This is a genomic window from Pelagovum sp. HNIBRBA483 (assembly GCF_040931995.1).
Classification (GTDB): Bacteria; Pseudomonadota; Alphaproteobacteria; order Rhodobacterales; family Rhodobacteraceae; genus JAEPMR01.
Genome location: NZ_CP162412.1, coordinates 2,752,612 through 2,765,431, shown reverse-complemented (window position 1 = coordinate 2,765,431; position 12,820 = coordinate 2,752,612). Strand labels below are relative to the sequence as shown.

Genomic DNA, 12,820 nt, shown 5'->3' with positions numbered 1-12,820 from the left:
TAGTTAAGAAACGCTTGCTCCTCACCCTATGGTTACGCCATAAGGGAGGAGCCGGGGGGGCAAAAACGGAGCAAGCGATGAAGCTGGTGCGTAGTTTTGCCGTTGTGGGCGCTTTATTAATTGGAAGCGGTGCCGCCGCTGAGGGAATCTGGAGCGCTTTTGGCGCGCTCGAGGGGCATAGCACACTCGGATACGGGCGGATGTTCAGCAATGACTTCTTTGGCGATGGCGGGGACCGTTGGCGGACTGGCTCGTACAGTTTCTCGATTCTGCGCGGCAAAGGCTTCACCGGAGAGGCGCCGGACAGTCCCTTCGAGCTGATGGAATACCGTCTGCGCAGCGAGATCATCGCCCCTTCAACGCTGAGCGGTGCGGGATCGGATGACCGCCCCTATGTCGGTGCCATATCAGCGGGGGTATTGACCCATTTCCAGCCGGTGACCGGATTGAACATGCGCGCAGGTGCGGACCTGATTGCGGTTGGTCCACAGAGCGGGATGTCGCGATTGCAATCGGGCTGGCATGATCTGTTCAGCTTACCTTCGATTTCTGACGCGGTTCTGGATGCGCAGCTTGCCAATGCCTTCCATCTGGCGGGGTCTGTCGAGATCTCACATGAGTACAAAGTCAATGATCGCCTGACTGTCCGCCCCTTTGCCGAAGGGCAGCTTGGCTCTGAGCAGATCGCGCGGGTGGGGACGGATGTGATCATCGGCAGTGTCGGCCATGAGGACTTCTATCTGCGGGATGTTGTCACCGGCCAGATGTCGCGGGCGATTGAGGGGCCAGCGGGTGGCTTTGGCTATATTCTTGGCGCTGATGCGGCCTATGTCAGTGATAGTATTTATTTTCCTGCGGCAAGTGGCTTGGAAACCGAGGCGCTGCGGTATCGCGCGCGGGCTGGCCTGCACTGGCAGATCGCGCCGGATATGTCGTTCTTCTACGGGCTGACCTATCTGTCGAAGGAAGTGAAAGGCCAGCCTGAGGGCCAATTTCTGGGATCTTTGAAGCTCAATTTCAACTTCTGATGCCCCTCGCGGGGCTTTGGCTCAAATCAAGGCTTGATCCGAACGAATCATCACTGCTATCCTTTTGAGACAAAAGCTACGCAAAAGACGTAGCGCTTTTGAGGCAGAGCAGGATGAAAACGGGCTTTCGTGGCACGTTTGTCATTTCCTGGTCGCAAACAGAAATAGACGGCCTTTGGTCTGCGCCAATGGATGCTCTTCGTGTGGGTACCGGCTGGCGGTGGACCGGCGAGGCTGTGCGTGTGGATGGTCCCAGCGGCGTGTTGCCGTTGGGAGATGCGGCTGGGTCGGCAGACTTGCGCAGACGTGCGGCAATGACCGTGCGGCGCTTGCTAAAGGCGGTTGAGGCGGATCTTACGCGGCTTGATGAGGTCGCGGTGGGGGATCCGCTTTTCGACGTTCATTTTGTTGTAACGGACGGGCGCAGCACATGGACTGTGACCATCTTGGGTGTGCAGGGCGGCAACGCGCCGCTTTTGATGTTCCACGGTGAAATCCCGCCTCGAAATGTCGATTTATGGGTGGTGGGGCACAATATCGACCTTGCTGCGCAAGAGGCGATCAAAGGGAAACCAGGCGGGGTGATCTGTTTTACGCCAGGTACGTTGATCCAGACACAGGACGGGCCACGGCGGGTGGAGGATCTGCGCGAGGGCAATCTGATCCAGACCAAGGACAATGGATGTGTCGAGTTGCTGTGGAAGGGTCATCGCCGGATCAATGGCGCGCGGCTCCACGCGATGCCGCAACTGGCGCCGGTGCGGCTTCGGGCTGGTGCGCTGGGTGAGAAGGTGCCGGATGCAGAGCTTCTTGTATCGCCGGATCATCGGATTGTGATTTCAGGCTTGCAGGCGCGGGCGCTGTTCAACGCGGATGAAGTGCTCGTGATGGCGCGCGATCTGGTCAACGACCATAGTATCCTGTTTGACCGGACGGTCCGCGAGGTGGAGTATTACCATTTGTTCCTGCCGAGTCATGAGGTCGTCTTTGCCAACCGGATCGAAACAGAAAGTTTCCACCCCGGCGCGGCGGATCTTTCGACGATCGAACCCTACGAACGGCAGCGGCTTTATGAACGGATGCCGGAATTGGTGGACGACCCGTATGCCTACGGCCATTTCGCCCGCCGGGCACTTTCGGCCAGTGAAGCGGCTGTTTTGCAATATGACACAGGGCGGCGCCCGATCTTTATGTGAGTGATAGAGGTGTTGACTCCCCGCGCGAGGCCTGTATACGCGCGGCTCTATTGGTGTTGGTGGCCCCCGCAAGGGGATGCCTGTCATGAGCCTAGCTCAAGAGGACAACGCCCTTCATAGATGCCGCATTGGGTGGCGTCGACCAAACGAAGGAGATCAGACGGTGACCAAACGCACCTCTGCCAAGTACAAAATTGACCGCCGGATGGGTGAAAACATCTGGGGTCGTCCGAAATCCCCCGTCAATCGCCGTGAATACGGCCCCGGCCAGCACGGTCAGCGCCGTAAAGGCAAGCTGTCCGACTTCGGTTTGCAGCTGCGCGCCAAGCAGAAGCTGAAGGGCTACTACGGTGATCTGACCGAGAAGCAGTTCCGCCGCATCTTTGGTGAAGCCGAGCGTCGTCGTGGCGATACTGGTGAAAACCTCATTGGCCTGCTCGAGCGCCGTCTGGACGCTGTTGTCTACCGTGCGAAGTTCGTGCCGACCGTGTTCGCTGCACGTCAGTTCGTGAACCACGGCCACGTCACCGTGAACGGCAAGCGCGTCAACATCCCGTCCTACCGTGTGAAGGAAGGCGATGTGATCGAAGTGCGCCAGAAGTCCAAGCAGATGGCTCTGGTTCTCGAAGCATCGCAGCTGCCTGAGCGCGATGTACCGGATTATCTCGATGTCGATCACTCCAAGATGACAGCGACCTTCGTGCGCCAGCCGGGTCTGTCGGATGTGCCGTATCCGGTACACATGGAACCGAACCTCGTCATCGAATTCTACGCCCAGAACTAAGGTTCACGGGCATCCGAGTTCAGGGCCGCGACGGGGATACCGCCGCGGCCCTTTTTCTTTGCCGGTTCTACTGGAAAGGGTGCCGAAGGGCCGCTAGAACAAGCCGGACGCCTGTGGAGACGAAGATCAATGTCAAAGATTACGCCACAACCCGGAATTATGGAGATCGCCCTCTATGAGAGCGGCGCTTCCACCGTGGCAGGTAAGAGTGAAGTTCTGAAGCTGTCTTCGAACGAAAACCCGTTCGGGGCAGGCGATGCGGCGCGAGATGCCTACCTGCGTGCAGGGCATGATCTGCACCGTTACCCGTCAACAGACCATGCAAATCTGCGAAAAGCGATTGCGGAAGTTCATGGTTTGGATGCTGACCGGATCATCTGTGGTGCCGGATCGGACGAGGTATTGCAGTTTGCGGCGCAGTGCTTCGCGGGGCCGGGGGATGAGGTGATTTACACCGAGCATGGGTTCTCCATGTATCCGATCCTCGCGCGGGCTGTGGGCGCAACGCCGGTTGAGGTGAAGGAAACCGACCGGACGGTCGATGTAGATGCGATCCTGAGGGCCTGCACCAAGAAAACTAGGATTGTATTTATCGCGAACCCCGCCAACCCGACCGGCACCATGATCCCAGATGCGGAAGTGGCGCGGCTGGCCGACAATCTGCCGGACGGCGTTTTGCTGGTGCATGACGGGGCCTATACCGAGTTTGTGGAAGGATCGGACGGCGGCGCGGCGCTGGTTGAGGCGAAAAAAAATGTGCTGATGACGCGCACCTTCTCGAAGATTTATGGCTTGGGCGGTTTGCGGATTGGCTGGGGCTATGGGCCAAAAGAGTTGATCGACGTGATGCAGCGGGTACGCCAACCGTTCAACCTTTCGGAAACGCAGTTGCGGGTTGCCGAAGCTGCGGTGCGCGATACGGCCTATACCGAGAAATGCCGCCTCGACAACGCACGGCTGCGGGAATGGCTGCGCAGCGCTCTTGTGGAAATCGGGGTAGAATGTGATCCGTCGCATGCGAATTTCGTTCTGGCGCGGTTTGCCGATGCCGATGAGGCGGATGCCTGCGACGCACATCTGAAAGAGGCCGGGATCATTGTGCGCCGCGTGGCCGGATACAAACTACCGAACTGTTTGCGCATCACTGTGGGTGACGAATCCGGCTGCCGCCGTGTGCTGCACGCGATTGCCCAATTCAAAGGGGTGCGCTGATGGCCGTGATCTATGACCGCGTGGCGCTGATCGGGCTTGGTCTGATCGCGTCGTCGATGGCGCATGCGATGCGCCGCGCGGGTGTGGCCGGCGAGATCGTGGGGACGGCCCGCTCGGATGAGACACGCCGGATCGCTGAAGAGATCAACCTCTGTGATCGCGTTGTTGCTACGGCGGCGGAAGCTGTCGATAGTGCTGACTTAGTGGTGCTTTGTGTGCCGGTGGGTGCGATGGAGGCGGTCGCCCAGGAAATCGCGCCAGCTTTGAAGGCGGGCGCGGTGGTGAGCGATGTCGGGTCGGTTAAACGCGCGGTGATCGAAGCTGTTGGTCCGCATTTGCCCGAAGGCGTGCATTTTATCCCCGCGCACCCGCTGGCAGGGACCGAGCACAGCGGCCCACGCGCGGGCTTTGCGGAGCTGTTCGACAATCGCTGGTGCATTTTGGTGCCGGAGGGCGCGGATGCAAGCGAAACGGTGAAGTACCGTGGCTACTGGGAAGCGCTCGGTGCGCATGTGGACGAGATGGAAGCGGAGCATCATGATTTGGTGCTGGCCGTGACCAGCCATGCGCCGCACCTGATTGCCTACACGATGGTCGGCGTGGCCGATGATCTGCGGCGGGTGACGGATAGCGAGGTCATCAAATATTCAGCGGCAGGTTTCCGTGACTTTACCCGCATTGCAGCGAGTGACCCGACCATGTGGCGGGATGTGTTCCTGAGCAATAAAGATGCAACGTTGGAAATTCTGGGCCGCTTCACGGAGGAGCTGTTTGTTTTGCAGCGGGCCATTCGTGCGGGGGATGGGGATCTTCTGCATGACTATTTCACCCGGACACGGGCGATCCGGCGGGGGATCATCGAAGCTGGGCAGGATACTGATGCGCCTGACTTCGGGCGCAGTGGTGCCAAGCGCTAACGCTGTAATCTAGAAGCGTGGCGCAGGGCCGAGCGGGATCGGGCCGATGGACATGAACCCGTTCTGGAACGCAAGAGGCAGGGTCAGCGTATCGTTGCCGCCGGCGAGCATTTCCGCCATATTGCGCCAAGTCGGAACGACGCCAGCGTCAATCCAACCCAATGCCTTAGCGATGGCGATCAGGCGCTCCCAATCCTGAATAACGAGATAAATGCGGCCTTCGGGAATACCGTTTGCGGTGATCGTCAGCGCGCCGGAACCAGAAAGCCGGAACCCGCCCCAGACGATTTGCGCGCTGTTCAACGTGATCTCCTGCACGGCACCGGTTGCTCCGTTGAGCGCGATGGGTGCTGCGTTTTTGAAGGTCGCGTCGACCGTGCTCTTGCCGAAGCTGGAGGGCAATTGGCCGGTTGGGTCGATTTGTTGTCGGAGCGTGTCCGGCAGGGTAAGCCCCTCGACGCTGAGGTAGAGGTCATAGGTTGCATCTACCGCCGCATTCGGGGTTTCGCGTAGGGCGAGCAGTATGCTTTCCGCGCCTAGGGACCAATCGTTTGCCCCGCTTAGCAGCAAAGGAGCGCTTTCGAGGGTTGCCGCGCTGAGGCTGGCGCTGCTGTCGAGATTGACCGACAGGCTAGCGCGCAGGCCGCGCGCGGCAAGGTCAAAAGCTGCTCCGCGAAGTGTAAAGCTCTGGCTTTCGGGCCAGACGGCTATAACCTCATTGGGGCGGTAGCTCAGCATGAGCGCTTGAAAGAACGGTGCGTCCCATTGGAAGCTGCGATCCGGCGAGGCAGCCGATAGCCGATCCGCGGTGACATCGAAGCGCGATGGGAAGCCGATGATGGACAAGTCGTCATAAGCGATTGCCCAGCCGTCATCCTGCATGCGGGAAAGACCGTTCTCGACCTGGGCAAGGAAGGTCGCGCGGGCGATGAACCAATAGCCGCCATAGAGTGTGGCGAGCGCCAGCACGAGGTAGGTAAGACGACGCATAAAGGCCCCTTTTCTCCGTCTGCGAGGCCGTGTTTAAAGGGGGGCGAATGCGAGGGCCAGAGCTATGACACTGTGGGTATTCGGATATGGGTCACTTTTGTGGGATCCGGGCTTTACGCCGAGCGAGACAGCGCGCGCGCGGTTGGATGGCTATCATCGCTCCTTTTGTATGCTTTCGATCCATCATCGCGGATCGGAGGAAGATCCCGGACTCGTGCTGGCGCTGGACCGGATGCGTGGTGGGCAGTGTGTTGGCTTGGCGCTGCGGGTGGCGGAGCATGAGCAAGAGCGCGTGCTCACTGAGCTGCGCGAGCGGGAGCTGATATCGTCTGCTTATTATGAGGATCGGGTGCCTCTTGCGCTGGATGATGGCCGCGAGATTGAGGCGCTGACCTATATCGTTGATACCGGTCACCGGCAGTATTGCCGTTTTGATCTGGAACGTCAGGCGCAGATCATCGCCCAGGCTGTTGGCGGGCGGGGGCCGAATGTGGATTATCTCAATAATACGGCAGCGCATTTGCGTGAACTGGGTATCGACGACGCGGAGATGCGCTGGCTGGTAAGACGGGTGGCCGAGCTGCGCGCAGATCAGTCATAAGTTATTAATTATCATTTGGGTTTTGGGCGTGGCGCGCCTATGGTCCTAGGAACAGTAAATACGAGGAACCTCAACAATATGGTCGTGAGGGAACCCGAGGCCGAGCCGCATTTTACGTTGCCGGTAAGACAGGTTTTGTCGATGCTGATCGCCATGGGGCTGATCGGTGCCGGTGTTTATTTCGGCTATGCCACGCTTTTGGCGATCTTTCAGTCGAACCTGTATCTGAATGGCCTGATCCTCGCGGTCTTTGCGATCGGGGTTTTGTCCTGTTTCCAGCAAGTCACGCAGATTTTTGGCTCTGTGCGGTGGATTGAAGGCTTTGCCAGTCAGGTGCTCGGGCATGAGATGGTCAAAGTGCCCGCACTGCTGGCTCCGTTGGCGACACTGCTGCGTGCGCGGGGGCGGATGCATCTGTCCTCCTCCTCGTCCCGCTCCATCCTCGACTCGGTGGGCAGCCGCATCGATGAGGACAGGGAGATCACTCGATATCTCGGAAATACGCTGATTTTCCTTGGTCTGCTGGGGACATTCTACGGATTGGCGACAACCGTGCCGGCACTGGTAGAGACGATCCGCTCATTGAACCCTGACGAAGCGGAAACCGGCGCTGTGGTGTTCGAGCGCTTGCAGGCAGGGTTGGAAGGCCAACTGGGTGGTATGGGAACCGCGTTTTCATCGTCGCTTCTAGGGTTGGCGGGATCGCTGATTGTGGGGCTGTTGGAGCTGTTCGCGAGCCACGGGCAAAACCGTTTCTATCGGGAGCTGGAAGAATGGCTGTCATCCATCACGCGGGTCGGGTTTTCGACCGGCGATGACGGGCATGAGGGTGACGGCAGCGCGGCGATGTCAGGTGTTGTGGAGCACCTCAACGAGCAGATTGAGGCGCTGCAATTGATGTTTACGCAGTCGGACATTGCCCGCAGCGCGGTTGAGGAACGGCTCGATCAAATCGCGACCTCGATGGATAATCTGGCGGCCAGTATCGGGTCTTCGACGGATGCGACTTTGCCAGCTGCTTTGGCGCGGGTGGCGGAAGGGCAGGAGGAGTTGATCCAGAAGCTGCGTGAAACCGGGCTGGACGGTATCGACGCCGAAAGCAGGATGCGTTTGCGCTCGATTGATGTGCAGTTGTTGCGGATCTTCGAGGAAATGAGCGCGGGAAGGCAGGAAACCGTATCGGAGATTCGCAATGAAGTCTCGGCTTTGACACGCTCTTTGCGGCAGGCGCGAAACGGTGGGCGCGGGGCACAAGGCGACCGCGACCGCGAGGCCTAAGAGATGGCGCTCAGTCGCAGATCCGGCAACCGTTTCCAGACCTCAATCTGGCCAGGTTTCGTAGATGCGATGACGGGGCTTTTGCTTGTCCTGATGTTCGTGCTGACCATTTTCATGGTGCTGCAATTCGTGCTTCAGGAGACAATCAGCGGGCAGGAAACGCGGCTTTCGGAACTGACGGCCGAGATCGCCTCGCTGACCGAAGCGTTGGGGCTGGAGCGCACACGCTCGTCCAACCTTGCCAATCAGGTCGGGAACCTCTCGACCTCCCTGAATGACATGAGCGAGCGTGCAGATAAGCAGGCCGCCTTGATTGCTGCATTGACGATGGAACGGGACAGGCAGGCGGCCGCATTGGCGGAGGCCGAAAACCGGATTACGGGCTTCGAAGCGCAGGTTGCAGGGTTGCTGGCGCAGCGAGCGGATTTGCGAGGATCGGTTGAGGCGTTGGAGGCGGAAAAGGCGAGCTTGCTTGATGAGCAAGAGGCGCTGAACCTTGCCTTAGCGCAGGCGCGGGACGAGATCGACTCGCAGGCGGAAGAAGCGCGTTTGGCCGCGGCGCGGCGCGAGGCGCTTGAGGCGATGATCGCTGATATGCAGAGCACTGCCGAGGCCAGCGCGGCGCAGATCGCGGCCCTTCTCGCGCAAGACGAGGAGCGCCTTGCCACGATCGAAACGCTGGAGAGCGAGGCCGTCGCCAGCGCTGAACAGATCAACGAATTGCTTGCTGCACGGGCTGCTGACCTTGAGGCGCTTGACGAAGTGGAAGCGGCGCGGTTGGCAGAAGCTGCTGCCGCGGAGGCCCTGCGGCGGCGGCTGGAGGAAGCGGACGCGGAACTGACCGCGATGACTTTGGCGCTCGAAGAGCAGCGGCAGAAGGCGGAAAATACGCTGTCCCTGCTGGCTGCGGCGGAAGCGGCGCGTGATACCCTCGACATGAAACTGGCGGCAGCGTTGTTGGCGCAGCAGCAAGCCGAGAACGATTTGCAGTGGTCGTTGAGCGAGGGTGATGATCTGGATGCGCGGTTGTTGGCGGCGTTGAGCTTGCAGGAGAATACGGCGGCCGAACTGGCAGCGGCTGAGACGGCACTGGAAGAAGCGGAAAACCAGCAGGAGGCGCTATCGGTTCGGCTTGCCGCGGCATTGGCCGCTGAGGAGGACGCATTGAGCGATCTGGATGCTGTGCGCAGGGCGATGGATGAGGCTTTGGCAGAGGCATCGGTGAGCCGTGAAGAGATTGAGGAACGGCTTGCTGCGGCGCTCTTGGCGAAGACCGCGCTTGAAACAGAGTTGAACGCCACCCGCGCCGCCGGTGATCGCAGCGAGGAAGAGCGGGCCAATCTAGAGACGCGCTTGGCAGAGGCCTTGTTGGCACAGGAAAGCTTGCAGGCGCGGGTACGGGCATTGTCGGAGAACCGCACCGAAACGGAAGCTGAGCGCGCCGATCTGGAAGCGCGGCTTGCCGAGGCGCTGGCCGCGATCGCTGCGGCGGAGGCGGAAACGCTCGATCAAATGACCGAGGCCGAACGACAAGCGGCACTGCTTGCGACAGCGCAGCGGGAGTTGGAAGACGAGAAAGAGATCTCGACCCGCAGCCAACGGCAGGTCACAGTGCTAAACCAGCAAGTTGCCGCGTTGCGGACACAGGTGGCGGAGCTGCAATCGCTGCTCAATCTGGCAGAAGAGGCGGATCGGGACTCGCAGGTGCAGATCGAGGCGTTGGGCAGCCAGTTGAACACCGCGTTGGCGCGCGTGGCGGCCGAAGAACGCCGCCGCCGAGAGCTGGAGGAGGCCGAGCGCCGCCGGCTGGAGGAGGAACGGGCGCGGCTGGAGGCGGAAGCGCAGAACCTTGCGCAGTATCGTTCCGAGTTCTTCGGCGAGTTGCGGCAGGTCTTGGCGGGGCAGGACCGGATCAGGATCGAAGGGGACCGGTTCGTGTTTTCGTCAGAAGTGCTATTCGCGCCGGGTAAGGCGGAGCTTTCAGAGCAGGGGCAGGCGGAAATTTCGGCTGTGGCAGAGATTTTACGCCGGATTTCCGGCTCGATCCCCGAAAATATCGATTGGGTGATCCGCGTGGATGGGCATACGGATAACGTGCCGATCCGCAACAATGCCGATTTTGCCAATAACTGGGAATTGAGCCAAGCGCGGGCGCTTTCGGTCGTGCTCTACATGATCGAGGAGGAAGGCATTTCGCCGCGCCGCCTTTCCGCTAACGGGTTTGGGGAGTTCCAGCCGCTGAATGCCGAGAACAGTGCCGAGGCACGGGCGCAGAACCGCCGGATCGAGCTGAAACTGACAGAGCGTTAGGACAAAAGAAAACGCCCGCCGTTGTCGGGCGGGCGTTTTATTGTCTGTGCGGTTATTCCGCCGTTAGGAGCGGGGGCTTGCGGCTCTTGCCGATTTTGCCCTGCTCGGGCGATTCGATCCGTAGATCTAGCGCGCCATCCTTAACGCCGACTTTGACCAAGCCGCCCTTTGTCAGTTTACCGAAGAGGAGTTCCTCGGCGAGCGGCTTCTTGATGTGTTCCTGGATCACGCGCGACAGGGGCCGCGCGCCCATCTTATCGTCATAGCCCTTGTCAGCCAGCCATTCAGCAGCCGGTTTGGTCAGCTCGATATGGACGTTGCGGTCAATCAGCTGTGCTTCGAGTTGCAGCACGAACTTTTCGACCACTTGCAGAATTACCTCTTTCGGCAGGGCGCCGAAGGAGATCACCGCATCCAGACGGTTGCGGAATTCAGGCGTGAAAGTGCGCTCGATGGCGGCGGTATCTTCGCCCTCGCGGCGGTCACGACCAAAGCCTATGGCCTCTTTTGCCTGCTCGGATGCGCCGGCGTTAGAGGTCATGATCAGGACTACATTGCGGAAGTCCGTGGTGCGGCCGTTATGGTCGGTCAGCTTGCCGTGGTCCATCACCTGCAACAGGATGTTGTAGACATCGGGGTGCGCCTTTTCGATCTCGTCGAGCAGCAGCACGCAATGCGGGTTTTGGTCTACGCCATCGGTGAGCATGCCGCCCTGATCGAAGCCGACATAGCCCGGAGGCGCACCGATCAGACGGGAGACAGCGTGTTTCTCCATATATTCGGACATATCGAAGCGCAGAAGTTCGACACCAAGCGTGTGGGCCAGCTGTTTGGCAACCTCGGTCTTGCCGACGCCGGTGGGGCCAGCAAAAAGGTAGTTGCCGATGGGCTTTTCCGGCTCGCGCAGACCAGCGCGTGCAAGCTTGATGGCGGCGGAAAGCGCCTCGATCGCTGGATCCTGCCCGAACACGACCCGCTTGAGCGAACGCTCGAGATCCTTGAGCACTTCCGCGTCATCCTTTGAGACGTTTTTCGGCGGGATGCGGGCGATCTTGGCCACGACGGCTTCGATTTCCTTCGTGCCGATGGTCTTGCGGCGCTTGCTTTCGGCAACGAGATGTTGCGCGGCGCCTGCTTCGTCGATCACGTCGATCGCTTTGTCAGGCAGTTTACGATCGTTGATGTAGCGCGCCGAAAGCTCCACGGCACTGCGAATCGCATCGTGCGTGTATTTGATCGAGTGGTGATCCTCGAAGTAGGGCTTCAGCCCGCGCAGGATTTTGACCGAATCCTCGACAGTGGGTTCGTTCACGTCGATCTTTTGGAAGCGACGGCTTAGCGCGCGGTCTTTCTCGAAGTGTTGGCGGAACTCTTTATATGTGGTGGACCCCATGCAGCGCAGCTTGCCGCCTTGGAGGGCGGGCTTCAGGAGGTTGGAGGCATCCATCGCGCCGCCGGAGGTGGCACCAGCGCCAATCACGGTGTGAATTTCGTCAATGAACAGGACCGCATCTGGGTGTTCTTCAAGCTCGGTCACAACTGCTTTCAGGCGTTCCTCGAAATCACCACGATAGCGGGTGCCTGCAAGAAGCGCGCCCATATCGAGAGAGTAAATCGTCGTTTCAGAGAGCACCTCGGGAACTTCGCCCTCGACGATCTTATACGCAAGGCCCTCGGCAATTGCGGTTTTACCAACGCCTGGATCACCAACCAGAAGCGGGTTGTTCTTGCGGCGGCGGCAAAGCACCTGAATGCAGCGTTCGACCTCGTGGTCGCGGCCGATCAGCGGATCGACATCCCCTTTGCGGGCCTTTGTGTTCAGATCGACGCAATATTTGCCAAGCGCGCTTTCTTTCTCATCACCGGCATCGGCCGCTTCAGCAGCTTCCTCGCCTTCGGCCGTGGAGCCGGTGACAGGGCGGCTTTCGCCATATGCCGGATCCTTGGCGACGCCGTGGGCAATGAAGTTCACCGCGTCATAACGGGTCATATCCTGCTCCTGCAGGAAATAGGCCGCGTTCGACTCGCGCTCGGCAAATATGGCGACGAGCACGTTTGCGCCGGTGACTTCGGTGCGTCCGGAAGATTGAACGTGGATCGCGGCGCGTTGGATCACCCTCTGGAACGCAGCTGTCGGAACGGCTTCCGACCCTTCGACATCCGTGACTAGAGTGGAGAGGTCATCCTCGATGAATTCTTCAAGAGTTTTGCGCAACTCGTCGAGATCGACGGCACAGGCCCGCATAACGCGGGCGGCATCCGGCTCGTCAATCAAGGCGAGCAGCAGATGTTCGAGCGTTGCCAGTTCGTGTCTGCGGGCGTTGGCGAGGGCCAAGGCTGCATGGATGGACTGCTCTAAAGTTGTCGAAAACGACGGCACTATATGCGCTCCTTTATCCGGGGTGTTTCGGCGGTTGCTCGTCACACCGTGGCTTGTTTCCCTTAAAGTTTGGTTTTCTGCTCAAATCTTCAAGGGTCTTGCGGTCATTTGCGCGGGTTTCTTT

Annotated in this window: 10 protein-coding genes; 8 read left to right on the top strand and 2 right to left on the bottom strand. The window is 59.8% G+C overall.

Features of this window, described 5'->3' with window-relative positions; all coding sequences use genetic code 11:
• Positions 1–77 precede the first annotated feature (77 nt).
• From AB1E42_RS13555 to AB1E42_RS13535, 5 genes are all read left to right on the top strand, one after another.
• Entirely contained in the window at positions 78–1,028 is a 951-nt protein-coding gene (locus AB1E42_RS13555) for a lipid A-modifier LpxR family protein (protein ID WP_368344767.1), read from the top strand.
• Between the two features lie 113 nt (positions 1,029–1,141).
• Positions 1,142–2,224, top strand: coding sequence for a Hint domain-containing protein (locus tag AB1E42_RS13550; protein ID WP_368344766.1), 1,083 nt, complete (start codon positions 1,142–1,144; stop codon positions 2,222–2,224).
• Positions 2,225–2,387: 163 nt separating this feature from the next.
• On the top strand, positions 2,388–3,008 hold the full coding sequence (gene rpsD, locus AB1E42_RS13545) for a 30S ribosomal protein S4 (protein WP_368344765.1): 621 nt from the start codon (positions 2,388–2,390) through the stop codon (positions 3,006–3,008).
• Between the two features lie 129 nt (positions 3,009–3,137).
• Complete coding sequence (gene hisC, locus AB1E42_RS13540; protein ID WP_368344764.1) at positions 3,138–4,220, top strand: histidinol-phosphate transaminase; 1,083 nt, start codon at positions 3,138–3,140, stop codon at positions 4,218–4,220.
• Positions 4,220–5,137 carry a prephenate/arogenate dehydrogenase family protein gene (locus tag AB1E42_RS13535; RefSeq protein ID WP_368344763.1) on the top strand — a complete coding sequence of 306 codons (918 nt, stop codon included), beginning with the start codon at positions 4,220–4,222 and terminating at the stop codon, positions 5,135–5,137. The genes hisC and AB1E42_RS13535 overlap by 1 nt, the downstream gene beginning before the upstream one ends.
• A 9-nt stretch (positions 5,138–5,146) precedes the next feature.
• On the opposite strand, the gene AB1E42_RS13530 is transcribed toward AB1E42_RS13535, so the two are convergent.
• Positions 5,147–6,127: a DUF2125 domain-containing protein gene (locus AB1E42_RS13530; protein ID WP_368344762.1), complete on the bottom strand. Its 981-nt coding sequence runs from the start codon at positions 6,125–6,127 to the stop codon at positions 5,147–5,149.
• Positions 6,128–6,191: 64 nt separating this feature from the next.
• Here AB1E42_RS13530 and AB1E42_RS13525 point away from each other — a divergent pair, with 64 nt between their 5' ends.
• From AB1E42_RS13525 to AB1E42_RS13515, 3 genes are all read left to right on the top strand, one after another.
• Positions 6,192–6,728: a gamma-glutamylcyclotransferase gene (locus tag AB1E42_RS13525; RefSeq protein ID WP_368344761.1), complete on the top strand. Its 537-nt coding sequence runs from the start codon at positions 6,192–6,194 to the stop codon at positions 6,726–6,728.
• 78 nt (positions 6,729–6,806) lie between these two features.
• Positions 6,807–8,006 (top strand): biopolymer transporter ExbB, encoded by a 1,200-nt coding sequence (locus tag AB1E42_RS13520; RefSeq protein ID WP_368344760.1) that lies wholly within the window; start codon positions 6,807–6,809, stop codon positions 8,004–8,006.
• Positions 8,007–8,009: 3 nt separating this feature from the next.
• The gene (locus AB1E42_RS13515; RefSeq protein WP_368344759.1) at positions 8,010–10,316 is read left to right on the top strand and encodes a peptidoglycan -binding protein; all 2,307 of its coding nucleotides are present in this window, start codon (positions 8,010–8,012) and stop codon (positions 10,314–10,316) included.
• A gap of 52 nt (positions 10,317–10,368) precedes the next feature.
• Here AB1E42_RS13515 and clpA read toward each other — a convergent pair whose 3' ends face one another.
• Entirely contained in the window at positions 10,369–12,696 is a 2,328-nt protein-coding gene (gene clpA, locus AB1E42_RS13510) for an ATP-dependent Clp protease ATP-binding subunit ClpA (RefSeq protein ID WP_368344758.1), read from the bottom strand.
• Positions 12,697–12,820 lie beyond the last annotated feature (124 nt).